Raw genomic sequence first — 23,552 nt, 5'->3', positions numbered from 1 at the left:
CAGTTGTTCCGCCAGGAGCATAGCTGGGTAGCCAAGTGCGGGAGGGATAAGCGCTGAAAGCATCTAAGCGCGAAGCCCGCCTCAAGATGAGATTTCCCAATTCGTAAGACCCCTGGAAGAACACCAGGTTGATAGGCTCGGGGTGGAAGCGCGGCAACGCGTGCAGCTGACGAGTACTAATCGGTCGAGGGCTTATCCTATCCAGCTTTTCCAACGGAAAAGCGTCGGCATGTGCACCAGCACCAACGGATGCTAAGGGCACATGCACGAGCACGCAATAAGGTTAGAATGTTTCAAACGCAAATCGTTTCGTATCCGGTTATCAAGGCGCAAGCCAATTGAATAATCGAACTTCCGGCGGCAGAATTCGTTCTGTCGTCTTTTTGCACTTTGCCGTGGTTCGGCGGAGTTGCGCTTTTAACGGGATTTTAAGGGTCGTTTAAAGACGCGCTAAGCTTGCGGTTATAATATAGGTACTGCCACCGATTAGTCCCGCCAAGAGTGGCGACAACAACACGGCGGACAGCGGCAAGACATGAAGGTATATAACCCCATCCCTTTAAGCATTCGCCGCTCGAAGCCGTGATGAGATAAACAGCTGGCGAACCCCAGACAAACCCGTCCTTACCGACATAAGGGCGGGTTTGTTTATTCCTGCATTGCCATAACTTCCAATGGGGTACGCGCAAACGCGCGGCGAATACTACGGTTACCAAGTGCCTTGACAGCCCTATGTGCCTCTGCTAAGATTGCCTATAATTAATCGGAGAGAAGCCGATAAGGAACCGGATAAGGGAGGAAATATCTCGTGTGGCAAAACAAATTCGCCAAGGAAGGTCTAACGTTTGACGACGTGCTCCTGGTGCCCCGCAAATCGTCCATCTTGCCTAGAGACGTTGATGTGTCGACAACGTTGAGCCCTAACGTGAAGCTGAACGTGCCGCTTATTAGCGCGGGCATGGACACGGTCACGGAATCGGCCTTGGCGATCGCCATCGCTCGTGAAGGCGGCATTGGCATTATTCATAAGAACATGTCGGTGGCACAGCAAGCGCAAGAGGTTGATCGGGTGAAGCGTTCGGAGAGCGGCGTCATTACGAATCCTTTCTCCCTAACGCCAGAACATCATGTATATGATGCCGAAGAACTGATGGGCAAGTACCGGATCTCCGGCGTTCCCATCGTGGACGGGAAGGGCAAGCTGGTCGGCATCCTTACGAATCGCGACCTGCGCTTCGTGCATGACTATTCCATTAAGATCAAGGAAGTCATGACGAAGGAGAACCTGGTGACGGCCCCTGTCGGCACGACGCTCCAACAAGCCGAGGTCATCCTCCAGCAGCACAAGATCGAGAAGCTTCCGTTGGTGGATGAGAGCAACACGCTTAAAGGACTCATTACCATTAAAGATATCGAAAAGGCGATCCAGTTCCCGAACGCGGCGAAGGATTCCCATGGGCGGCTCGTGGTCGGCGCGGCAGTCGGCGTATCGAAGGATACGTTCGAACGGGCTGAAGCGTTGGTGAATGCGGGCATCGACATGCTCGTCGTGGATTCCGCGCACGGACACCATATCAACATCGTCGAGATGGTACGCCAACTCCGCGACAAGTATCCGGAGCTCGCAATTGTCGCCGGCAACGTCGCAACAGGCGAAGCGACGCGCGATCTGATCGAAGCCGGCGCTTCCATCGTCAAGGTCGGCATCGGGCCGGGCTCCATCTGCACGACGCGGATCATCGCAGGTATCGGTGTACCGCAAATTACGGCGATTTACGACTGCGCAACGGTCGCGCGTGAGTACAACGTGCCGATTATCGCCGACGGCGGCATTAAGTTCTCCGGCGAGATCACGAAGGCGATCGCAGCCGGCGCAAGCGCGGTGATGCTCGGCAGCTTGTTCGCGGGCACCGAAGAGAGCCCGGGCGAGTCGGAGATTTACCAAGGCCGCCGGTACAAGTCCTATCGCGGCATGGGTTCGATCGGCGCGATGAAGGAAGGCAGCAAGGACCGTTACTTCCAGGAGGATGACTCCAAGCTCGTACCGGAAGGCATTGAAGGCCGCATTCCTTACAAAGGCCCAATCAAGGATACGATACATCAACTGATCGGCGGTCTTCGTTCCGGTATGGGCTACTGCGGTACGGGATCTATCGAAGAACTGAAGAACGATACGACCTTCGTGCGCATCACGGGTGCCGGCTTGCGCGAGAGCCATCCGCATGACGTTCAGATCACGAAGGAAGCACCGAACTACTCGCTGTAAGCTTGGGACACTTGTCGACCTTCATTATGAAAGCCGCAGATAGGGATTTCCGATTCTGCGGCTTTTGCCTTGTCTTAGGGTATGTTACAATTGATTTTGGGTTTTATACGAAACTATTTTTTTCACCACTAGCAACCGAATTACAAAGGAGAGAATGCGTTGAATCGTTATCCATCCCCTGTCGTCCAATACTCTGTCCATAAACAACGATTCGTCGCTATTATAGTGTTGATCTGCCTGACTTTGATGATGCTGGCCGCTAATGCGTCTAAGGCATCTGCGGCGGTGGATACCTCCGGGTTGAGCTTGGAGGCTGATTCCGCCATTCTGATGGATGCCGAGACCGGACAAGTACTCTATCAGAACAATGCAGACGAGGCACTGCCGCCCGCCAGCATGACCAAGATGATGACGGAATACCTGGTGTACAAAGCGATCACCGAAGGCAAGCTAAGCTGGGATCAGGTCATCACCGTCCAAGAGAATGCCGCGCTGCAGATTGGCAGCCGCGTCTTCCTGGCTGAAGGCGACAAGCACACGGTGGAAGAGCTCTACAAGGCAATGGCGATCGGTTCGGCGAACGACGCGACGGTACAGCTGGCTGAGACAGTCGGCGGCTCCGAAGAAGCGTTCGCGAAGCTGATGAACGACACAGCCAAAGAGCTGGGCATGAACGATTCGCACTTCATCAACTCGACGGGTCTTGACCGTGCCGATATGCCGGAGAAGTACCAGCCGACCTCTATCGAAGGCGAGACTGTCATGTCGGCGAAGGATTCCGCTACTCTGGCTCGCCATATTATTCTGACGTATCCGGACTTCCTGGACATCGCCAAGATTCAATCGTTCAAGTTCCGCCCGACGGACAAGGATCCGGTCGTGAACTGGGACTGGATGCTGGAATCGAACAAGAACGTCACCAACTTCAAGAAGTTCGCTTATCCAGGCGTTGACGGTCTGAAGACGGGCCATACATCCAAAGCGGGCAACTGCTTCACCGGTACGGCGCTGCAGAACGGCACGCGCTTGATTGCTGTCGTCATGGGCGTCCCAGGCGACACGAACGACGGCCAGCGCTTCCTGGAGACGGCCAAGCTGTTCGACTACGGCTTCAACAACTTCGAGAAGAAGACGCTGGTGGAAGCGAAGTCGACGATCGTGGATCATGAGACGCTGAAGGTGAAGAAGGGCGCTCATAAGTCTGTTCCGGTCGTAACGGCAACTGACATCTCGGCGCTCCTGCCGAAGGGCAAGACTGTTGAAGTGACCGTGAACGAAGTGACGCCTGTTGCGGATCCGCTGCCGGCTCCAATCAAGCAAGGCGACAAGGTGGGCACAGCGACGTATTCGTACACGGATCCTGCGACGCAGGAGATCGTGAATGCAACGGTGGACCTGATCGCATCCGAGGACGTGAAGAAGGCGGGCTGGTTCAAGCTGCTGATGCGCGCGATCGGCGATTTCTTCTCAGGGCTTTTTAACGGGATTGTTGATTTGTTCTAATTCGATCAGAAGAAGGACGAACCTAGCGGCTGAATTCCGAGCAATCGGGTTGTCTATTGGCTGTCCTTGTTGTAAAATCAATGGTTAAGAAAGTTCAGGAGGCGTGTGTAGATGGAGACAGGTACTTCGAGAGTGAAACGCGGCATGGCCGAGATGCAAAAAGGCGGCGTCATCATGGACGTCATGAGCGCCGAGCAAGCTAAAATCGCTGAAGCAGCAGGCGCAACCGCCGTCATGGCGCTTGAGCGCGTGCCTTCGGATATCCGCGCAGCCGGCGGCGTAGCGCGAATGGCTGACCCGACGATCGTCGAGGAAGTCATGAAGGTCGTCAGCATCCCGGTTATGGCCAAAGCTCGTATCGGCCATTATGTAGAGGCGAAAGTGCTGGAGTCGCTAGGCGTTGATTATATTGACGAGAGCGAAGTGCTCACACCTGCCGATGATGTCTTCCATATCAGCAAATCGGAATTCACCGTTCCGTTCGTATGCGGCGCGAAGGATCTGGGCGAAGCGCTTCGCCGGATTCAAGAAGGCGCGTCGATGATTCGGACCAAGGGCGAGCCGGGAACCGGCAACATCGTCGAAGCGGTTCGTCATATGCGCCTCATCACAGGCCAAATTCGCCACGTGCAGAACCTGTCGAAGGACGAGCTGTTCCATGAAGCGAAGGTGCTTGGCGTTCCGTACGAGCTGCTCCTCGGCGTGCATGAGACGGGCCGCCTGCCGGTCGTTAACTTCGCAGCCGGCGGCGTAGCAACGCCTGCGGACGCGGCGCTGATGATGCATCTGGGCTCGGACGGCGTATTCGTCGGATCCGGTATCTTCAAATCGGACAATCCGGAGAAGTTCGCCCGCGCCATCGTCGAAGCGACGACGCACTTCGAAGACTACGAGCTGATCGCACGCGTGTCGAAGAATTTGGGCACGCCGATGAAGGGCATCGATATCTCCAAGTTGGACCGTTCGGAACGGATGCAGGACCGCGGGATCTAAAGTCCCGAGGCCGCGCAGGCGGACCGGCTTATCAACTGGGCGGCTTCGCCTCGGCTCTTCGGGAGCTGCGGCGAAGCCGCCTAGATTGGTTTTCCGCTGGGGTGAGATGCGGGCAGATCGGAGCAAGGAATCGAGGAAGGAAGGGAACGTTCCATGAATATCGGAGTATTGGCGCTCCAAGGCGCCGTCGCAGAGCATATTCGCAGCATTGAATTAGCCGGCGGCAAAGGTGTCGCGGTCAAACGGACCGAGCAGTTGGCCGAGATCGATGGCCTGATCATCCCGGGCGGCGAGAGCACGACGATCGGCAAGCTGATGCGCAAGTATGATTTTATCGAGGCGATTCGAGGGTTCGCGCAGGCTGGCAAGCCGGTGTTCGGCACTTGCGCGGGCCTTATCGTGCTGGCTAAGAAGCTGGAAGGTGCGGAAGAGCCTCACCTGCAGCTGATGGATATGACGGTGGCTCGGAACGCCTTTGGGCGCCAACGCGAGAGCTTCGAGACGGATCTCGATGTGAAGGGCATTGAGACGCCGCTGCGTGCCGTCTTCATTCGCGCTCCGTTAATCAAGGAAGTCGGTCCTGAGGTTGATGTGCTGTCGACTTACAAGGGTGAGATCGTCACGGCGCGCCAGGGCAACCTGCTCGCTTCGTCCTACCATCCTGAGCTGACCGACGACTTCCGGCTTCACGGCTATTTCCTTCGCATGGCGGAAGAAGCGGCCATGAATAGCAGCGCTCGCTAGAGCGCGGCCCACGATATTAACGTTAAATTGCCCGCACGCGGGAAAGGAGTTCAGCACATGCTGGATGTGAGATTGCTTCGCAACGATTATGAGAAGGTAGCCCAGGCGCTGCGTAACCGCAATGCTTCGCTCGATCTGATCGCGGACTTCCCGGAGCTCGACAATGCGCGACGCGAACGGCTGACCGAGAGCGATTCGCTTAAGAATCGCCGGAACGTCGTCTCGCAGGAAGTAGCCAAGCTGAAGAAGAGCGGCGGCAACGCGGACGAGCTGATCGCCGAGATGCGCAGCGTGAACGATCGAATCAAGCAGCTCGACGATGAAGTGCGTGAGCTGGAGGAGAAGATCGACGCCATGATGCTGTCGATTCCGAACGTGCCTCATGAGAGTGTTCCGGTAGGCGCTTCGGAAGAGGATAACGTGGAGGTTCGCCGCTTCGGCCAGCAGCCGGAGTTCGCGTTCGAGCCGAAGGCGCACTTCGAGGTAGCCGAAGGGCTCGGCATTCTGGATTTTGAAGCGGCGGCTAAGGTAACGGGTTCGCGCTTCGTATTCTATAAGGGCCTTGGCGCCCGTCTGGAACGCGCACTGATGAACCTGATGATGGACATGCACGCGGACAAGCACGGCTATGAGGAAGTGTTGCCGCCCTACATCGTCAATCGCGACAGCCTGATCGGCACCGGCCAGCTGCCGAAGTTCGAAGAGGACCTGTTCAAGCTCGAAGGCACGGACTACTTCCTCATTCCGACCGCAGAGGTGCCGGTCACGAACTACCATCGTGAGGACATTCTGAACCCGGAGCAGCTGCCGGTGAAGTTCGTCGCCTTCAGCGGCTGCTTCCGTTCGGAAGCCGGCGCTGCCGGCCGGGACACGCGCGGGTTGATCCGTCAGCATCAGTTCAACAAGGTGGAGTTGGTGCAGCTGGTATCGCCGGACTCCTCGTACGACGTGCTGGAGGAGCTGACCGGGCATGCGGAGCGTGTGTTGCAGGTACTGGGTCTCCCTTATCGCGTGCTGGCGCTCTGCACGGGCGATATGGGCTTCGGCTCGGCGAAGACATATGACCTCGAAGTGTGGCTGCCAAGCCAGAGCACGTACCGCGAGATCTCGTCATGCACGAACTTCGAGGACTTCCAGGCTCGCCGGGCAGGCATCCGCTTCCGCCGCGAAGCCGGCGCGAAGCTGGAATTCGTGCATACGCTCAACGGCTCGGGCTTGGCCTTGGGCCGGACGGTAGCTGCTATTCTGGAGAATTACCAGCAAGCAGACGGTTCGGTCATTATTCCCGAAGCGCTGCGCCCGTACATGGGCGGCGTTGAACGAATCGCGCCGAAGGGTTGATCATCCGATTGGCTGTATGATATGATAACGGGGCAGTACGGGCGGTTATGCGATAGACGCCGCTGTCCCGTCCATCCTGGAGAGATACCGAAGCGGTCATAACGGGGCGGTCTTGAAAACCGTTAGGGTGCAAGCCCACGTGGGTTCGAATCCCACTCTCTCCGCCATAGACGCAAATTCGAACCGATTCCCGCACGCGGGGATCGGTTTTTTTGCGGAATATGGCGCTAGCGGGATTCGAACGGTCGCCATTGACGTGACCGTACGAATGAGTACGGCCACGTGGCGACGGAGCGAATCCCACTCTCTCCGCCATAGACGCAAATTCGAACCGATTCCCGCGCGCGGGGATCGGTTTTTTTGCGGAATATGGCGCTAGCGGGATTCGAACGGGCCGTGAAGCGGACATGCCAACTCATGCAGCTTTATGCCATAAGGGAAGCTGGTTCCGTTATCTGGTCGTACCTACTTACTCATAGATGCGATAGAGGAACACCGTTCCGTTATTCGCTGCATTCATTCGAGTAACCAACTTGAAATGCGGAAGTAACGGAACGCCGTTCCGTTACTTTGCTGAGATCGTACTTCGGCTCGCCGTTAACGGAACTGCGTTCCGTTAACGCTGCCGGGGAGAATCGTCTGGGTACGCGACTAATTCGAATATTGAGGAATATGGCGCAAGTGGGATCTTCTACTATACTCGCCGAAAGGTTTGGGCCTCGCGCCGCCGCTCCCTGCATGAAGAATGCCCGAGAGGGCAAATCTAACGAAGCGGAGGTGGCGATTATGTCAAGCAATGACGAGCTTACAGTGCCTCAGCGGGAATTGGCCGAGGCTTGGCGGAGAACGTTGCCGGAGCGGCTGAGAGCTGGAGATCAGGCGGAGATTAGCGAGGACGAGAAGCATCCCGATACGCTGCTCGTGAGCATTCAGTCGGCCGGCCGCTCGGATCTGGAGTTCGACTTCACGGTGAAGTATGTCGACAGCCGGGAGATCGACATTCAGTTGACCGATGTGGAGAGAGACGGAAGGTCGGTGGATGAGCGAACGGACGTGATGCAGGAGCTGATCGAGGATTACCGCCGGCATCTGCACGAGTGCGCCCAGGCGCTGCATCATTTCACCCATGCATAAGAAGAGAGGGATGCGGCCATGAGCAAACCTAAAGGCAATATGGATAAAAATTTAAGCAATGTCGTGGAGGACTTAGCGCAAAATCCGGTGAACAGCCACCAAGCCCAGCAGGTGCAGCAGCAGACGAACGACCGCCGGCATCAGGATGCGCTGAACCATGATGAGACGCCGGACATGGAAAACATCAAAACGACCTAAGGAGGCGGCTGTTCCATGAGCAAACCGAGAGCTTATTCCGTCGGGACAGGAAGATCCGGTCCCGGACACGGCCATGATGGGCGCAATGCGAGCCATCAGCCGAATGAGCCGCTGTCGGGTTCCAAGAGGGTCAAGACGCAGAATCACACCCGGCATAACAACCCCGAAGGCTGATACAATTGCATGCCTATAAGAGAGTTGCAAGAACCAGCAGCGCGCAATAAGCGCAGGCTGGTTCTTATTGCTTATCGATGGAATCTTCAGACACATGGTCTCTTGGCTTGCAATCTAATGGTATAATGAATATTAGAATCAGTCTAAATCTTGGAGGTGCCTATGACCAGTCCATCTACGATGCCATCCGCCGCTCAAGCCAAACCCGCACAGCACACGAGGCTGTCGCCGCTAGGTATATTCCAGCGAATCGTCTTCATTATATTCGGAGCTGTACTAGCCGGGGTTGCACTGGAGATCTTCCTCATTCCCAACAATATCATTGACGGGGGAATCACCGGCTTATCGATCATGGCGGCTCATCTAACGCCGATCCCGTTAGGTGTGTTCCTCTTCCTATTGAATCTTCCATTCCTGATCGCAGGCTACAAGTCTATCGGCAAGACGTTCGCCTTGTCCACGCTGCTCGGCGTCATCACGCTATCTGTCACCACTTCCCTTCTTCATCATGTAGAGGCCTTCACCGATGAGACGCTGCTGGCGACCGTCTTCGGCGGCATTCTGCTCGGCATTGGCGTAGGCATCGTGATCCGCTCCGGAGGCACGACGGACGGCACGGAGGTCGTGGCGATTATGGTTAGCAAGAAGTCGCCGTTCTCCGTCGGCCAGATGGTGATGTTCATCAACCTGTTCATTCTCGCAAGCGCGGGTCTCGTCTATGGATGGGACAACGCGATGTTCTCCTTGATTACGTATTTTATTGCTTTCAAGGTAATGGATCTAACGATCGAGGGCTTCGACGAGTCCAAGTCGATCTGGATCATCAGCGATAACTATCGCGAGATCGGGGAGGCCATTGTGAGCCGCCTCGGGCGGGGCGTGACGTACTTGAATGGGGAAGGCGGGTATTCCGGCGACTCCAAGCAAGTGATTTTCACCGTGGTCACTCGTATGGAAGAAGCGAAGCTGAAGTCGATCGTTACCGAGATGGATCCGTCTGCGTTCCTGGCTGTGGGTAATATCCACGACGTCCGGGGCGGGCGGTTCAAGAAGAAAGACATTCATTAACAGCGCATCCTAGTTGTGTGTAGATTTTAAGTTCTTTTTAAGGAAAATAGCTTCCCCGTTCAGCGGGATTCAGTTACAATTAAGCCTGATTTATTATTTGAGGCATCATGGGATTGGGGGAGCTATTCATTTTGATGAAGAAGAAGTCGGTTGTCGCCATATTGGCGATGATGTTGTCGGTTGCGCTGGTTCTGTCGGGATGCAGCGAATCGAAGTCGCCGAAGGATCAGTTGGCAGCTGCTATCGAGAAGTCCGCGGACATTAAGTCCTATAGCTTGAATGGCAGCATGAAGATTGAAGATCTGCAGCTTCCAGACGAAGTGATGCAGGAAGAGGGAGCCGCTCAGGCGCTGGGCCTGCTGACAGGCGCGGAGCTTAGCTGGACGGGGGCTTACCAGGCGGATCCGATGCTGGTCGAGCTGAACATGAAGATTAGCATCAGCGGGGATCTGGCCATGTCCTTCAACCTGCCGATGATCATGAACGAAGAGAAGATGTGGATCAAGATTCCGAACATCCCGATGCTTGGGCTGCCGGAAGAGCTGACGAGCAAGTTCGTCGAGTTCAATCTGAAGGAGCTGGCGGAGCAGCAAGGCACGGAATGGCCGGGCGCAGCCGACATGGCGACGACGACGAAGTTCGCGAACGATCTGTCGGGCATCTTCTTCAAGCATATCGACGAGAAGACGTACCTGTCCGAGGTTAAGGCGAAGGATGTCGGCATCTCGGACGACAAGGATCTGAAGAGCATCGTGCAAGTTCACGTAATGAAGGATCAAGTGGAGCCGCTCGTGAACACGGTCCTGAAGAATATCGCGCCGGAAGTCATCGACCTGCTCGCGGGCAACGAAGAGTACCGCAAGCTGCTGGAGCTGCAGCCGGAGGATCTCGACGAGGCGAAGAAGCAGCTCGCAGAGGTGAAGGACGAGGACGTGAAGGAAGCGCTGGCTGAGTTCAACGAAGCCGTGAACACCTTGGACGTGACGGCTAACCTCGGCATCAACGACAAGGGCTACTCCAGCTACACGGATGCGACGGTGAAGGTTGGGATCACGGAAGAAGGACAGAGCGGCAGCGGTACGCTGAAGGTCGTGTCCGAGATGACCAACATTAACGGCGATGTGAAGTTCGAGTTCGGCGAGCCGAAGGCTGAAGACGTGATCTCCGAAGAGGAGCTTAACGAACAGCTCGGCGGCATGTTCGGCTCGATGATGATGGAATAAGGCTTCTAATCGGTGGTGTGTTAACCGATGGAATAAGAACCGCGGATTCAGGTGCCTATGGCATCGGGGTCCGCGGTTCTTGATTTGTCTGCCGGCAGACGCTACAGCAGCGGCACCTGGGGAGCGGCTTCGGCTTGGCGCTTCGGCGGTGTCCGCAGGCTGCTGGCAATGAGGAATTGGGCGGCATAGTAGGTGGTCATGATCCAGATGTCGGAGCGGGAGATGCCGGAGATGAACATGTTCCAGGCCAGAATGCCGTCGGATGCGAGGAATAGAAGCGAACCGGCCGCGGCGTAGAGGTTGGCGGTCATGATGGCCGACCAAGCCATCACGGAGATGGCAGTCACGTAGACGATAACCGGCGCGATGAGCTCGGGCTGCCCGCTGTCTTGGAGCGCCTGCACGAGCCGCTGTCCCATGTAGCCGGCGAATAAGCCGATGGGAAGGATGGAGGCTGCGCGAAGCCATGAGAACCGCAGGCGGCGCAGGAAGGAGGTGGCGTAGAACAGGTGCCCGACGAGGAAGGCGGAGAGGCCGGCGATGAACCAGCGCATGAGTCCGTCTCCGCACATGCAGAAGAAGAGACCGAGCAGCAGCAGCACATGCTGAGGCTGGCGAGACGGGAGGCAGAGCAGGCAGGCATACGCCAGCAGCAGCGCCATCGGAATGAGCTTGAAGACGAGCTTAACGCCTTCCGGCTCGGAAGGGATAACGAAGATATACAGGATGCTCATGAGGCCGATCGCATATGGAAGCGCTTGACGAATCACCGGCGGTTCCTCCCTGAACAATGGATATGAGAATGGGGATCAATCTCCATCCCTCGGTATTCGGCGCACGGACGGCGGTTTCCTGCCGGACAAGACTCGGAACGGAAGCGGCGCGACAAATTGATATATATTGACAATCCCGTGTACATTGGAGTCATCTTGGGCAGCATCATGTACGGCGATCGAGCGCTGAAGGCCCGAGTCCGCGGTTCTTTGCTAATATCTCGGTGTGTCGGCGTTCCGTTCCGGCGGCTCATCCCAGCTGCACGAAGAACGTCGTCTTCTCGTTCGGCACGCTTCTGGCATAAATCTTGCCCCGGTGCTGCTGGACGATCGACTTGGCAATGGCCAGGCCGAGGCCGTAGCCGCCGTTCTGCCGCGAACGCGACGGATCGGCGCGGTAGAAGCGGTCGAAGATCTTGCCCAGATGCTCGGGCGGGATGCCCGGTCCGGTATTGCTCACCGATAGCAGAATATGTCCCTGATGCTTCTTCAATGTCAGTTGGATCGAACCTTGGGAATTGGCGTACTTAATCGCATTGTCCAGCAGAATCATCGTCACCTGCTTCATCTGCTCGCTGCTGCCAGTGACCGTTAAGCCCGGCTCAATGTCATATTCCAGCGCGAGATTCTTCTCGAAGATGACAGCCTCCATCGTCAGGATGACGCTCTCGACGGCCTCGCTCCAATCGAATGGGATATGCATCCTACGCGATCTGGCATCCTCCATCTCGGTGAGATAGAGCAACTCGTTCGTGAGCGTCTTCATGCGCTCCGTCTCCGACTTAATGCGGTGCAGCCACTTCGCCTGCTCCCGAATCGTGTCCTCGCCGTTGGCGAGCAGCACGTCGGCGTTGGTGTTAATGACGGCAAGCGGCGTCTTCAGCTCATGCGAAGCGTCGGCGATGAACTGCTTCTGCTTGTCGAACGCTTCCTTGACCGGCGCGATCGAGCGGCTGGCGAAGTAGCGGCTGACGAGGAAGATGACCCCGAGCATGACAACCGCGACGGCAGAGAACGTATAGACCAGGTTGGTCAGAATCTTCTGCTGCGCGGTGACGTCCATATAGACGATGGAATAGCCCACTCTCCCTTGCATCACGCTGTATGCCCAGCGCGTGCCGTCGAGCGTGACCTCGCCGAACTCCGAAGGGGCGGCGGCTGCCTTCTTCACGGCGGCCGCATAGAACTCGTCGTCCATATCGAAGCGGGAGTTCGTCACTGTGATGTTCCACTGCTCGTCCGTCTGCAGCGCGAAGGAGACCGAGCGCTCCGGCGGCATGGCCGCATTGCCGCGTGCGCCTTGCTTGGGCGGGATAGCTCCTTCCTGGGGCGGGAACCCGCCGCCGCCTTGGAATCCGTCCATCTTGTGATAAGAATCCGCCGCTCGGAACAGATCCATACTGATGTCATTGCGGACGTTCTGATACGTAATCGTATAGATCGCCGTGAAGGCGACGAGCATAATGACCGTAATGATGACCATATTCATCAGGAGGAACCGGTTGCGCAGCTTGTTGAACATCAGTCCGAAGCCTCCAATACATAGCCGACGCCCCGGATCGTGTTAATGCGCACCGAGGACTGCAGGAAGGCAAGCTTTTTCCTCAGAAAAGAAATGTATACCTCCACGTTATTATGCTCCACGTCTGAATCGAACCCCCATAGCTTCTCGATCATCTGTTCCTTGGAGGTGACCGCCTGCTTCCTCGAGATCAAGAGCTCCAGCAGCTCGCTCTCCTTCAGAATCAGCTTCAGCTCCTTCCCTCTGCATGTGAGCTTCAGACTCGCCGTATTCAGCTCGATATCGCCGAACCGCAGCCCGTCCTCGGGCACGACCTCGCCCTTGCGCCGCAGCGCCGCGCGAATCCGCGCGAGCAGCTCGCCGGTGTCGAACGGCTTGGCGATGTAGTCGTCCGCCCCGTAATCCAACCCCGCGATTCGGTCCGGAATCTCACCCTTCGCCGTCAGCATGATGACCGGCGTCTGGATGCCCTCCGCCCGTATGGTCTTGAGCACGGTCATTCCGTCCATCTCCGGCAGCATGATATCGAGCAGCATCAGGTCATAGATGCCGGTCAGCGCATCGTCTAGACCTTCCTGCCCGTCATGCGCGACGTCGACGGAGTAGTGCTGCTTCTTCAGAATCTGCGAGAGCGCGTCCGCTAGATTCGCTTCGTCCTCTACGATTAATATTCTCATGGCCGCATCCCTCTCGAATGTCATGCTTCTATTATAGGAACGCAACCTTTAATGAACCTTAAGACGGCTTCCGGCCGAAAGTTTACACACCGTTAACAATTTAAGATTCGCTAAAGGTTCGGGCTCTAAGCTACAGACATGGAGGGCGAGAACGCCGCCCATGCGAGGAGAGGAGCGCTGCACATGGCCATCGAAGTGTTCAACCGATATGAGAACAAGTATCTGATGGATACGAGAGCTTTCTATGAGATCTACAATCGGCTCACGGCCTATATGGAGCCCGATGCCTATAACAGGGACGACAAATTCTACGCGATCAGCAATCTATATTACGATACCGAGCAGCACACGCTGGTGCGTAACAGCCTCTCCAAGCCGAAGTACCGAGAGAAGCTGCGGATCCGGGCCTATGGCGTTCCCGAGCCTGGAGCGAAGGTCTATCTGGAGCTTAAGAAAAAGGTGTTTGGCTTGGTCAACAAGCGCCGGACCCAGCTGCTGCTGCCGGAGGCTTACGAGTTCGTCCGGACCGGGCAGCCGCCTTCGTTCCGGGAAGGAATGAATCGGCAGGTCATTCGCGAGATCGAGTACTTCCTGTCGCGCTATGAGCTGCGGCCGATGGTCTACTTGGCGTATGACCGGATCGCGATGTTCAGCAAGGAGAGCCGGGACCTGCGGATTACGTTCGACACGAATATCCGGACGAGGCGTTACGATCTGAGGCTGGAGCTGGGCGATTACGGTCAGCAGCTGCTGGAACGGGGCCAGTGGCTCATGGAAGTGAAGGCCGAGAAGACGATTCCGGTCTGGCTGTCCAAGCTGCTGTCCGAGCTTCAGATGTACCGGACAAGCTTCTCCAAATACGGCAATGAGTATAAGAAATCAATTCGCAACGCGATACAGGAAAGGGAGACCCACATTCTATGATCGATTCTATCTTTCAATCAAACGCCTCTATTGCGGACTTATCCTTCACCGATGCGCTGCTCACCTTCGCCATCGCCATCGTTCTCGGCGGCGTGATCAGCTGGACTTATATGCGCACGCAAACGGCGTATTCCCAAAGCTTCACGCTCACGATGATGGTATTGCCGACAATCGTCGCGATTATTATTCTGCTGATCGGCAGCAATATCGCGCGCGCCTTCAGTCTCGCCGGCGCGTTCTCGATTATCAGGTTCCGCAGCGCGCCGGGCGATTCGAAGGACATCTCGTACGTTCTGTTCGCGATGGCGGCCGGCCTCGGCTGCGGCGTTGGCGCTTATGGCTATGCGGCGCTATTCACGATATGCCTGTGCGTGCTCATGCTCGTGCTGAAGGCGGTCAAATTCGGCGCGCGCAGAGAATCGATGAAGCTGCTCAAGGTGACGATTCCGGAGAGTCTGGGTTATGAGGAAGCGTTCGACGAAATCTTCAAGGTATTCGGCGTTGATTATGAGCTGAAGAAGGTACGGACGGCTGAGCTTGGCAGCCTGTACGAGGTGGTATACGCCATTAAGCTCCCGCCTAGTGTGAACCAGAAGGAGCTGCTTGACGCCGTCCGGACGCGCAACGGCAATCTCGATATTACACTGACGATGAATCCGGCTATGCAGGAATCTTATTGAAGAGAGGTTGATGACCCATGAATCATTCGAATAAAAGCAAGTTTATTGCTGTCACGCTCCTATGCGCCGCATTGACGGCGGGTTGCAGCTCGAAGTCGGCGGATACTTCCGCTGCCAATGCAACTGCCGCCGCTGTCGCGTCTGCGGCTTCGGTCAGCGGAACTGCGGCGGCTGCGGCCGCAAAGCTGACCAGCCTGAGTGCCGCCGAGCTGGCGGACTTCAGCGAGAAGGATGGATTGACGGATTGGAGCGCGGACAGCTCTACCGCCATCGCGCTGAGCGGCTCCGGCGCGAGTACAGACGGAGCCGGCGCGAAGGCGGACGGCGGCGTCGTGACGATAACGGAAGCGGGCACCTATGTGGTGAGCGGCGCTGTGCCCGATGGCCAGCTCGTCGTGGATGCGCCGGAGGATGCCGATGTGCATCTCGTGCTGAACGGCGCCAGCATCACGAACGATGACGGTCCCGCTATCTATGTGATGGAGGCGGATAAGACGATTATCACGCTGCAGGAAGGCACGGACAATGCCGTGACGGACGGCGCGGCCTATGCGGATACGACCGAGGAAGCGCCGACGGCGGCGATCTATAGCAAAGGCGATCTGACGATTAACGGGACCGGCAAGCTGACCGTTCTAGGCAACGCGAAGGACGGGATCACGGGCAGAGACGATCTGAAGATCATGAGCGGCACGATTAGCGTGAAGGCCGTCGACGATGGCGTGATTGGCCGCGATCTGTTCGCCGTGAAGGATGGCACGCTCATGGTTGAAGCGGGAGGAGACGGCGTCAAGACGACGAACGATACGGACGCTGACAAGGGCTTCGTCGCAATCGTGGGCGGAACATTCACTCTCACATCCGGAAGCGACGGTATTCAGGCGGCTTCCTCCATCGCGATCGGCGGAGGAGCGTTCGATATCGTCTCCGGCGGCGGCAGCGCAGCTTCCACGAAGACGCATGAGGAGCAGATGCCGGGCGGCGGCTTCGGCGGACGCGGCGGTCCGTGGCAGGGCCAGGGGCAGGCGGCGGACGGGACGCAGGGCCAGGCGCAGAGTCAAGGGCAGGGTCAGTCGCTGGATCAGCCTCCGGAGCAGCCGCAGAGCGAGTCGCAAGCGCAGGCGTCGTCTTCGTCTTCGTCGGACGATACCGAATCCGCCAGCGCTAAGGCGCTAAAGGCGGCGGCTGATATCGCGATCGCGGACGGCAAGTTCACGATTGACGCAGTGGACGACGCGATCCATAGCAACGCCAACCTCGCCGTCATGGGCGGACAATACAACCTCTCCTCCGGCGACGACGGTATGCATGCGGATGCTTCGCTCTCGATCTCGGGCGGGACGATTGAGATCGCCAAGAGCTATGAGGGCATCGAGAGCGCGAACATCGCGATCTCGGGCGGCGAGTTGCATGTAGCCGCCAGCGACGACGGCGTCAATGTCGGAGGAGGCAATGACGGCTCTGCGGCAGGCGGCGGAGATATGTTCGCAGCTACGGACGGAATGCTCACGATCAGCGGCGGTTATATCTATGTGGACGCTGCAGGCGACGGCCTCGACTCCAACGGTTCAATGACGATGACCGGCGGCACGGCCATCGTGAACGGGCCGACCAATTCCGGCAACGGCCCCTTGGACTACAACGGAACCTTCGAACAATCGGGCGGTACGTTGGTTGCCGCGGGCAGTGCAGGCATGGCGCAGGCGCCGTCCGAGGCTTCGGCGCAGCGCGCCGTACAGATGACGTTCCCGAGCACGCTTGAAGCCGGCACGCTCGTGACGCTGACGGACGGCTCGGGCAAGGCGGTCGCAGCCTTCGCGCCGGCGAAGACGTTCAGCAGCATCGTCATCTCCTCGCCGGACTTGAAGGCAGGCGAAGAATACACGATCTCCACCGGCGGTACGGCATCCGGCGCTGCGAAGGACGGCTTGTACGACGGCGGCTCCGCCAGCGGCAGCACCAAGGTCGTCACTTTCACGATGGGCGGCACGGTGACCTACGTCAACGAGTCGGGCGTCACGACGGCGCCTGCCGGCGGATTTGGCGGCCGCGGCGGCATGGGCGGAGGCGGCCGGGGGATGAACGGCGAACGTCCGTCGCGAGGGATGGCGACAGGCGAGGAAGGCGTTGGTCCGAATGGCCAGACCGGTCAGGCCGCCCCAAGCGGCGAATCGGGCGCAAGTGCAGGCAGCGAAGGTTAATCCGAAGCGATTCCGATTGGAGCACGCAAGCAAGGGCCGTTCCGAAGTCGCACTGACTTCTGGGACGGCCCTTTGCTGGATTGCTGGCTTGTTCCTTAACTGCGCATCCGGTGCTGCCGGATCCATATTGTCGGCGGACGTGTACGTAAGCTCTGGATACGAGTCGTTCTTGTCCGACACCGGCCAACTGAACGTAATTCGGCTGGACCCATATTGCTGCTGGTCCTTGGCATATACCTTCCGGGTAGGAATCGTTGAGATCGCGAACTGTCCAGGTGACCGTCACGGAATCTTTGTCTGTCGTTAGCGGCAGATCTCCTACGATCAATGAAGGAAGTTTTCCGAAAGGCAATATTCGACATTAATTGACAAGGTCTAGCGGGGTGCCTTACCATGTAAATATTACCTGCAAAGAAAGAGCGGCATATGCATACACTAACAACTTCGTATAACGCAGTACTTGTGATCCTATCGTATGTGATCGCCGTTCTATCTTCTTATACCGCCTTGACTCTCGGAGGGCGGATTCACCTGTCGCGCGGCAAGGCCCGGTTGATCTGGCTGATCGGCGGGGCCGGCTCCATGGGAGTCGGCATCTGGTCGATGCATTTCGTTGCGATGCTCGCGCTTCATCTGCCCGTCGATGTGAAGTATGATCCGATACTTGTCTTGCTCTCGATCCTGTTCGCCGTCTTGGCATCGGGGATCGCCCTAACGATAGCGGACGGACATAAGCTCACCTGGAGTCGGTTGATCGCCGGATCTATCTTCATGGGAGCGGGAATTGCCTCCATGCATTATACGGGCATGGAGGCTATGGAGATGGATGCGGCCATTCAGTATGATCCGATCGGGTTCGCCGCCTCGATTCTAGTTGCTGTGCTCGTCTCCGCGGCCGCCCTCGCGATTGCCTTCCGATTGAAGAAGGAAGGCAGCGCGAAGGGGACGCTGTTCAAGATCCTAGCCGGCTTCGTTAATGGCGCTGCGGTCGTGGGCATGCACTATTCCGGCATGTATGCGACGACCTTCGTGACCGGCCATACGCACGACGCTTCCGCTGACATGCTGCTGAACACCTCGCTCATGGCATACGTGATCGGCTTAGCCGCACTCATCATCCTCTCTGTGACGCTCATCTCCGCATACGTGGAGAGGTTATTGACGAACAAGACCATGAAGATCTTGGAGAGCGATGAACGCTACAAGTCGCTGTTCGAGCATAATCTGGACGGCGTGGTGTCCTTCACCATGGAGGGCGAATTTCTGGCGATGAACCCTAAGGCCCGCCAGATGATCGGCGAATCGGAGGTGTCGCTGCGATCGTTCATCTCTATGTGTACGGATTGCGATGCCGAGCAGCTCAAACGATTGTTCCATCTGGCTGCCCACGGCGAAGCGCAGAACTACGAGATCTCGATCGTCAATCGCAACAATATCCCGCTCAGCCTTAATATAACGAATGTTCCCGTGATTCTGCACGAAGAACCTGCAGGCGTATTTATCATGATCCGCGACGTTACGGGACGCAAGTTAGCGGAAGAGCGGATTCAGCATATGGTCTATCATGATTCGTTGACGGGTCTGCCGAATCGCCGGTTCTTCGAAGAACAGCTGCAGAGAGCCATTGCGTCGGCTATGAAGCAAGGACGTGAGGCGTTCGTGATGTTCCTCGATTTGGACGGCTTCAAATTGGTGAACGACGCGCTCGGACATGATATCGGCGATTCCTTGCTGAAGGAAGCCGCCAATCGAATTGCCCGGTGTGTTGGAGGCAAAGGCGTCGTGTCCCGATTCGGCGGGGACGAATTCACCGTTATTTTCGAACAGATCGCTGCACCGGATGTGGTGGACATCGCCAAGAAGATCATTCAAGCGATTGAGATGCCGATTGCGGCGGATGGCCAAGGGATGTATGTCTCCACCAGTATCGGCATATCCCGCTATCCGGACGATGGCATGGATGCCAGAACGCTGATGAAGCACGCCGATATGGCGATGTACGCAGCCAAAGATCAGGGGAAGAATAACTTCCGTGTATTCGTCTCGAACATGAGGCAAGCGGCCGATCAGCGAATGTTCCTGCAGAACGAATTGAATCGCGCGTTGGAAGCCGGCGAGCTGACGCTGCATTACCAGCCGCAGGTTCGGATTCAGGACGCTGCGGTCACCGGAGTGGAGGCCCTCGTTCGGTGGAATCACCCGGTCAAAGGGTTGATTCCGCCCAACCAGTTCATCCCTCACGCCGAAGAGTCGGGCCTCATCGTTCCGATCGGCGAATGGGTGCTTCGAACAGCGTGCAAGCAGAATAAGGCATGGCAGGATCAAGGCCTGCCTCCCGCTCGCATAGCCGTCAACTTGTCGGCGCGGCAATTGCTGAAGAAGGACGCGGTCCAGATCGTGGAGTCCGCCCTGCAAGAGTCCGGGCTGTCTCCGGAGTATCTGGAGCTCGAGATCACCGAAGGCACGATGCTGGATGTGCAGCGCTCCATTGAAGCTTTGGAGAAGCTGAAGAAGCTGGGCATCCATATCGCGATGGACGACTTCGGAACGGGATTCAGCTCCCTCTCCTATCTGACCAGCTTCCCGGTGGACAAGCTGAAGATCGACCAGTCCTTCATTCGCGGCGCCGCCGATCATCCCAATAACAAGACGATTATCGCAACCATCATCTCCATGGCGCGCCATCTGAAGCTGAAGGTGATCGCCGAAGGGGTGGAGACGCAAGAGCAGCTGCTCTTCTTGAAGGAACAGGCATGCGACGAGGTGCAAGGATACTTGTTCAGCAGACCGCTGCCTGCTGAGGAGATGGAGCGTTACTTAAGGGGCTGCGCCCGAGGATATCAGCTCGCTTGATGGACGAACGGCCGCTGGCGGAAGCCAGTCCCCGCGAAGGACATTCAACCGGAAGGAACTGCGTTATTTCAACAACTTCTCATAACAATTAAACGGCCGCTCCCGCTTAGGGAAGAATACATCGCCTCTTCTTGAGTAACCGTATCTCTCGTATAGATTAAGCGCGATCGGATTCGCACTGTAGGCATCCAGACGAATGCTTGAGTATCCGTTGTTAGCAGCCGTTGCCTCGGCAAATTGCAACAGCGTCCTGCCGATTCCTTGCCCTTGCCGGTCGGGGTGAACGACTAGCCGATGGAGATACAATACTTTGCCGCGCGCATCCTCCCAGGGGATGGCCGAATAATCGGTATCCTCTTCTTCATTCATGACGATGGCGCCGATATAGCGGGAATCGCCGCCGACAATGCCGAACAGGCAGCCTGCTTCGAGATCCTCACGGAGCGTCTCCCGATCCGGATATTCCTCATCCCATTGATCAATACCATTGTGGATGAGATGATTCATAGCTGCCTGATACAGTCTCATCAAGCTATCCAAATCGTTCAAATCTGCTTTGACTATATTCATGAGTTTCTTCTCCTCGTGCGATAGGATAGGGTGATGGAAGGCTGCCGATGAACAAAAAAAGCCTTGGATCCCCAAGGCTGTCGGATGTTATGTATGGTCGAGACGACAGGATTTGAACCTGCGACCTCTTGCTCCCGAAGCAAGCGCTCTACCAAGCTGAGCCACGTCTCGATAACGATGTGTTTTATAGCGAACGAGATATAGTATAGCACACGAGTGTCGAAAAGAAAAGGCGTCGGCCCACATTTTATTAGAGGAAAAAGGTGTCACGGCGAAGACGCAGATTAGTCGCGGAATTCGCCGTGAAGCCACCGCCGCACCAGTTCTTCGGTGCGGCGTTCTAGTAGTTCGGCCGCGCGGCGCATGGCTTCGCCAAGCGGCATGCCGGGCTCGCCTGCGGCGGCAGCGGCGAGCACGCCCAGCGAGCGCAGCTCCGTGGGCGGGAGGTCCTCGGCGACGGAACCGCCGAGGACGATGGCGGGCACGTGCCGGGCGGCCGCGGCCTGCGCGACGCCGCAGGCGGTCTTGCCGCGGAGCGTCTGCGCGTCGACGCGGCCCTCGCCCGTGAGGACGAGATCGGCGCCTGCCAGCGCGCGGTCGAGTCCCGACGCCTCGAGGCAGAGGCGAACGCCCGGCACGAGGCGGGCTCCCATGAGCGCGTGCAAGGCCGCGGCGACGCCCCCGGCGGCTCCGGCGCCGGGCAGGCCGTGCACGCGCACGCCCGCGGCATCGGCGATGACATCCGCCAGATGCCCAAGGTTGGCGTCCAGCCGGTGGACGTCGTCCGGCTGGGCGCCCTTCTGCGGGCCGAACACGGCGGCAGCGCCGCTCGGCCCGATGAGCGGGTTGTCGACGTCGCACGCGACAACCCATTCGCACGCCCATAGGCGGGCATCCGCTGCGCTGCGGTCGATCGTCCGCAGCGATTCCAGCGCCCCGCCGCCGGGGCCGATTGGCGCGCCTGCGCCGTCGAGCAGGCGGAAGCCCAGCGCCTGCAGCATGCCCGCGCCGCCGTCGGTCGTGGCGCTGCCGCCGAGGCAGAGCGTGAACCGGCGCGCGCCCGCGTCGAGGCCGGCGCGGATGAGCTGGCCGAAGCCGTAGGTGGAGGCGCGCAGCGGGTCCAGCTCGTGCGGCTGGAGCAGCGCCAGGCCCGACGCCTCGGCGAGCTCGACGGCGCACGTCTCGCCGCCTGCGAGCAGGCCGATCCGCGCCTCGCGCTCCCGGCCGAGCGGGTCCTGGCAGGCGGCTGTCACGTAGCGGCCGCCCGTCGCCTCGACGAGGCACGCCATCGTGCCGTCGCCGCCGTCGGCCATTGGCACGAGCTTCAGCTCTGCGGCGGGGCAGGCGCGCGCTGCGCCGCGGGCCATCGCCTGCGCCGCCTCGAGGGCGGTCAGGCTGCCTTTGAATTTGTCAGGGGCGATGACGATTCGCATGCCGCTATACCACCTTTTTCGACGATGGGCTGTTACTTCTTGATCCAGAACGTGTTGAGGAACGCCGTCCGGAAGCCGGCCTTCTCCATGTTGGCGTGGCTCGCCGAGCCGAATACGACATCCGTATACACATTCTCCGCGCCAAGCCCGGCAGCATCGTGAAGCCTTCGCATCAGCAGCGCCTTCTGGCACCCTCTGCCTCGGAATTCGAGGAACGTGTAATCGTTGGCGATGTAACCCGCCCCGCCATGCAGGAACAGCGAGCCCATCGCCGCCGGGCTGCCGTCGATCCTCAGCATATAGTTGATGAAGTCCGGCCGGTGAAAATAACCTTTGCAACGAGCGATCATGTCGCCGTCGATCTCCATGGAATCTCTCGTTAGCTTGATCCAATGAATGAATTCTTCCGCGCTCGCCTCCGTGACGCGTTCGATCGGATACCCGCTGGCCTCTTCGCGCCAGTTCGCACCCGCCCGCTCGGCGGCCAAGAAGACAAGCTGGTCCACGGGAATATAGCCCCTGTCGCTTAGGGCGCGGGCGACGTCTTCGGTCAGCTGGTCTGGCGTGAGATCGAAGCAAGGCGGGCTGTCCGGATAGTGGGCGAATATGGCGTCTAGATTCGCGATGTCGTGGCTGCCGAACCCTTTGACCCGATTGAAATACATCGCCGCCGGATCCGTTGGATCGCGAAGCAGGGTCGATTGGCCGATCTGATGAATCTCGAGCTGCCTTGGGGTGGGGACGAGCGACCGCTCAGCGTTTAATTGGGTGAGGGCAAGCTCTATCTTGCTAATTTGTTCTACATAGTCTAATGGATACAGAATATCATTCTCCTTCGGAAAAAGGTACGCGGGTTTGCGCCGCATGGTGCGTGCCGTATAACGTGCGACGTACGACGTGTGATGTGTCGGAGCCGCAACGAGAATTATCGGGAAAAATCTGATAACTCAGCCGGTCATGCGTGTCACGGCGGCGAGTAGTCCGGAAAAACCGGGTAACTCGGGTCGGAGGCGGCGCAATGTGGCGGAGTTATCGGGAAAAACCCGATAACTCGGTCGGTCATGCGTGTCACGGCGGCGAGTAGTTCGGAAAAACCGGGTAACTCGGGTCGAAGGCGGTGCAATGTGGAGGAGTTATCGGGAAAAACCCGATAACTCGGCCGGTCATGCGTGTCACGGCGGCGAGTAGTTCGGAAAAACCGGGTAACTCGGGTCGGAGGCGGCGCAATGTGGAGGAGTTATCGGGAAAAACCCGATAACTCGGCCGGTCATGCGT

Annotated in this window: 20 protein-coding genes, 2 tRNA genes and 1 rRNA gene; 16 read left to right on the top strand and 7 right to left on the bottom strand. The window is 57.9% G+C overall.

Features of this window, described 5'->3' with window-relative positions; all coding sequences use genetic code 11:
* From H4Q31_RS10655 to H4Q31_RS10600, 12 genes are all read left to right on the top strand, one after another.
* Positions 1–200, top strand: a 23S ribosomal RNA gene (locus tag H4Q31_RS10655); the annotation flags it as partial.
* A 608-nt stretch (positions 201–808) separates the two neighbouring features.
* Complete coding sequence (guaB, locus tag H4Q31_RS10650) at positions 809–2,266, top strand: IMP dehydrogenase (protein ID WP_185179063.1); 1,458 nt, start codon at positions 809–811, stop codon at positions 2,264–2,266.
* A 159-nt stretch (positions 2,267–2,425) separates the two neighbouring features.
* Positions 2,426–3,769: a D-alanyl-D-alanine carboxypeptidase family protein gene (locus tag H4Q31_RS10645; RefSeq protein WP_245347287.1), complete on the top strand. Its 1,344-nt coding sequence runs from the start codon at positions 2,426–2,428 to the stop codon at positions 3,767–3,769.
* 111 nt (positions 3,770–3,880) lie between these two features.
* Entirely contained in the window at positions 3,881–4,762 is an 882-nt protein-coding gene (gene pdxS, locus H4Q31_RS10640; RefSeq protein WP_185179062.1) for a pyridoxal 5'-phosphate synthase lyase subunit PdxS, read from the top strand.
* A gap of 153 nt (positions 4,763–4,915) precedes the next feature.
* Positions 4,916–5,506: a pyridoxal 5'-phosphate synthase glutaminase subunit PdxT gene (pdxT, locus tag H4Q31_RS10635; protein WP_185179061.1), complete on the top strand. Its 591-nt coding sequence runs from the start codon at positions 4,916–4,918 to the stop codon at positions 5,504–5,506.
* 57 nt (positions 5,507–5,563) lie between these two features.
* A complete protein-coding gene (gene serS / locus H4Q31_RS10630; protein WP_185179060.1) occupies positions 5,564–6,847 on the top strand; it encodes a serine--tRNA ligase in 1,284 nt (427 codons plus the stop codon).
* 78 nt (positions 6,848–6,925) lie between these two features.
* Positions 6,926–7,014: transfer RNA gene (locus tag H4Q31_RS10625), tRNA-Ser, on the top strand.
* 619 nt (positions 7,015–7,633) lie between these two features.
* A complete protein-coding gene (locus H4Q31_RS10620; RefSeq protein WP_185179059.1) occupies positions 7,634–7,981 on the top strand; it encodes a hypothetical protein in 348 nt (115 codons plus the stop codon).
* 18 nt (positions 7,982–7,999) lie between these two features.
* On the top strand, positions 8,000–8,179 hold the full coding sequence (locus H4Q31_RS10615) for a hypothetical protein (RefSeq protein WP_185179058.1): 180 nt from the start codon (positions 8,000–8,002) through the stop codon (positions 8,177–8,179).
* A gap of 15 nt (positions 8,180–8,194) precedes the next feature.
* Complete coding sequence (locus H4Q31_RS10610; RefSeq protein ID WP_185179057.1) at positions 8,195–8,353, top strand: small acid-soluble spore protein P; 159 nt, start codon at positions 8,195–8,197, stop codon at positions 8,351–8,353.
* A 162-nt stretch (positions 8,354–8,515) separates the two neighbouring features.
* Positions 8,516–9,421 (top strand): YitT family protein, encoded by a 906-nt coding sequence (locus H4Q31_RS10605; RefSeq protein WP_185179056.1) that lies wholly within the window; start codon positions 8,516–8,518, stop codon positions 9,419–9,421.
* A 134-nt stretch (positions 9,422–9,555) separates the two neighbouring features.
* Entirely contained in the window at positions 9,556–10,644 is a 1,089-nt protein-coding gene (locus H4Q31_RS10600; RefSeq protein WP_185179055.1) for a hypothetical protein, read from the top strand.
* Between the two features lie 101 nt (positions 10,645–10,745).
* On the opposite strand, the gene H4Q31_RS10595 is transcribed toward H4Q31_RS10600, so the two are convergent.
* The 3 genes from H4Q31_RS10595 to H4Q31_RS10585 form a co-directional block, all read right to left on the bottom strand.
* Positions 10,746–11,414, bottom strand: a complete 669-nt coding sequence (locus H4Q31_RS10595; RefSeq protein ID WP_311771714.1) for a lysoplasmalogenase — start codon at positions 11,412–11,414, stop codon at positions 10,746–10,748.
* Positions 11,415–11,667: 253 nt separating this feature from the next.
* Positions 11,668–12,939: a sensor histidine kinase gene (locus tag H4Q31_RS10590; RefSeq protein WP_185179054.1), complete on the bottom strand. Its 1,272-nt coding sequence runs from the start codon at positions 12,937–12,939 to the stop codon at positions 11,668–11,670.
* The gene (locus tag H4Q31_RS10585) at positions 12,939–13,616 is read right to left on the bottom strand and encodes a response regulator transcription factor (RefSeq protein ID WP_185179053.1); all 678 of its coding nucleotides are present in this window, start codon (positions 13,614–13,616) and stop codon (positions 12,939–12,941) included. The genes H4Q31_RS10590 and H4Q31_RS10585 overlap by 1 nt, the downstream gene beginning before the upstream one ends.
* 183 nt (positions 13,617–13,799) lie before the next feature.
* On the opposite strand from H4Q31_RS10585, the gene H4Q31_RS10580 reads away from it, so the two are divergent.
* The 4 genes from H4Q31_RS10580 to H4Q31_RS10565 all read left to right on the top strand — a co-directional run bounded on the left by H4Q31_RS10580 (position 13,800) and on the right by H4Q31_RS10565 (position 20,274).
* Complete coding sequence (locus H4Q31_RS10580; protein WP_185179052.1) at positions 13,800–14,540, top strand: polyphosphate polymerase domain-containing protein; 741 nt, start codon at positions 13,800–13,802, stop codon at positions 14,538–14,540.
* Positions 14,537–15,220 carry a DUF4956 domain-containing protein gene (locus H4Q31_RS10575; protein WP_185179051.1) on the top strand — a complete coding sequence of 228 codons (684 nt, stop codon included), beginning with the start codon at positions 14,537–14,539 and terminating at the stop codon, positions 15,218–15,220. Before H4Q31_RS10580 ends, H4Q31_RS10575 begins: the two co-directional genes overlap by 4 nt.
* Positions 15,221–15,237: 17 nt before the next feature.
* The gene (locus H4Q31_RS10570) at positions 15,238–17,421 is read left to right on the top strand and encodes a carbohydrate-binding domain-containing protein (protein WP_185179050.1); all 2,184 of its coding nucleotides are present in this window, start codon (positions 15,238–15,240) and stop codon (positions 17,419–17,421) included.
* 426 nt (positions 17,422–17,847) lie between these two features.
* Positions 17,848–20,274, top strand: coding sequence for an EAL domain-containing protein (locus tag H4Q31_RS10565; protein WP_185179049.1), 2,427 nt, complete (start codon positions 17,848–17,850; stop codon positions 20,272–20,274).
* A 63-nt stretch (positions 20,275–20,337) separates the two neighbouring features.
* Here H4Q31_RS10565 and H4Q31_RS10560 read toward each other — a convergent pair whose 3' ends face one another.
* The 4 genes from H4Q31_RS10560 to H4Q31_RS10545 form a co-directional block, all read right to left on the bottom strand.
* Complete coding sequence (locus H4Q31_RS10560) at positions 20,338–20,844, bottom strand: GNAT family N-acetyltransferase (RefSeq protein ID WP_185179048.1); 507 nt, start codon at positions 20,842–20,844, stop codon at positions 20,338–20,340.
* 94 nt (positions 20,845–20,938) lie between these two features.
* Positions 20,939–21,015: transfer RNA gene (locus H4Q31_RS10555), tRNA-Pro, on the bottom strand.
* A gap of 113 nt (positions 21,016–21,128) precedes the next feature.
* Positions 21,129–22,277, bottom strand: a complete 1,149-nt coding sequence (locus tag H4Q31_RS10550) for a glycerate kinase (protein WP_185179047.1) — start codon at positions 22,275–22,277, stop codon at positions 21,129–21,131.
* A 32-nt stretch (positions 22,278–22,309) separates the two neighbouring features.
* On the bottom strand, positions 22,310–23,143 hold the full coding sequence (locus H4Q31_RS10545; RefSeq protein ID WP_185179046.1) for a hypothetical protein: 834 nt from the start codon (positions 23,141–23,143) through the stop codon (positions 22,310–22,312).
* Positions 23,144–23,552: the final 409 nt, after the last annotated feature.

The organism is Cohnella lubricantis (genome assembly GCF_014212015.1).
Classification (GTDB): Bacteria; Bacillota; Bacilli; order Paenibacillales; family Paenibacillaceae; genus Cohnella; species Cohnella lubricantis.
The sequence above is the reverse complement of the archived record's forward strand: the minus strand, read 5'-3'. Positions and strand labels throughout refer to the sequence as shown.

Coding starts and splice junctions, on each gene's coding strand:
- pdxS (WP_185179062.1), top strand. CDS start 3,881: ATGGAGACAGGTACTTCGAGAGTGAAACGCGGCATGGCCGAGATGCAA.
- pdxT (WP_185179061.1), top strand. CDS start 4,916: ATGAATATCGGAGTATTGGCGCTCCAAGGCGCCGTCGCAGAGCATATT.
- serS (WP_185179060.1), top strand. CDS start 5,564: ATGCTGGATGTGAGATTGCTTCGCAACGATTATGAGAAGGTAGCCCAG.
- H4Q31_RS10620 (WP_185179059.1), top strand. CDS start 7,634: ATGTCAAGCAATGACGAGCTTACAGTGCCTCAGCGGGAATTGGCCGAG.
- H4Q31_RS10615 (WP_185179058.1), top strand. CDS start 8,000: ATGAGCAAACCTAAAGGCAATATGGATAAAAATTTAAGCAATGTCGTG.
- H4Q31_RS10610 (WP_185179057.1), top strand. CDS start 8,195: ATGAGCAAACCGAGAGCTTATTCCGTCGGGACAGGAAGATCCGGTCCC.
- H4Q31_RS10605 (WP_185179056.1), top strand. CDS start 8,516: ATGACCAGTCCATCTACGATGCCATCCGCCGCTCAAGCCAAACCCGCA.
- H4Q31_RS10600 (WP_185179055.1), top strand. CDS start 9,556: ATGAAGAAGAAGTCGGTTGTCGCCATATTGGCGATGATGTTGTCGGTT.
- H4Q31_RS10590 (WP_185179054.1), bottom strand. CDS start 12,939: ATGTTCAACAAGCTGCGCAACCGGTTCCTCCTGATGAATATGGTCATC.
- H4Q31_RS10585 (WP_185179053.1), bottom strand. CDS start 13,616: ATGAGAATATTAATCGTAGAGGACGAAGCGAATCTAGCGGACGCGCTC.
- H4Q31_RS10580 (WP_185179052.1), top strand. CDS start 13,800: ATGGCCATCGAAGTGTTCAACCGATATGAGAACAAGTATCTGATGGAT.
- H4Q31_RS10575 (WP_185179051.1), top strand. CDS start 14,537: ATGATCGATTCTATCTTTCAATCAAACGCCTCTATTGCGGACTTATCC.
- H4Q31_RS10570 (WP_185179050.1), top strand. CDS start 15,238: ATGAATCATTCGAATAAAAGCAAGTTTATTGCTGTCACGCTCCTATGC.
- H4Q31_RS10565 (WP_185179049.1), top strand. CDS start 17,848: ATGCATACACTAACAACTTCGTATAACGCAGTACTTGTGATCCTATCG.
- H4Q31_RS10560 (WP_185179048.1), bottom strand. CDS start 20,844: ATGAATATAGTCAAAGCAGATTTGAACGATTTGGATAGCTTGATGAGA.
- H4Q31_RS10550 (WP_185179047.1), bottom strand. CDS start 22,277: ATGCGAATCGTCATCGCCCCTGACAAATTCAAAGGCAGCCTGACCGCC.
- H4Q31_RS10545 (WP_185179046.1), bottom strand. CDS start 23,143: ATGCGGCGCAAACCCGCGTACCTTTTTCCGAAGGAGAATGATATTCTG.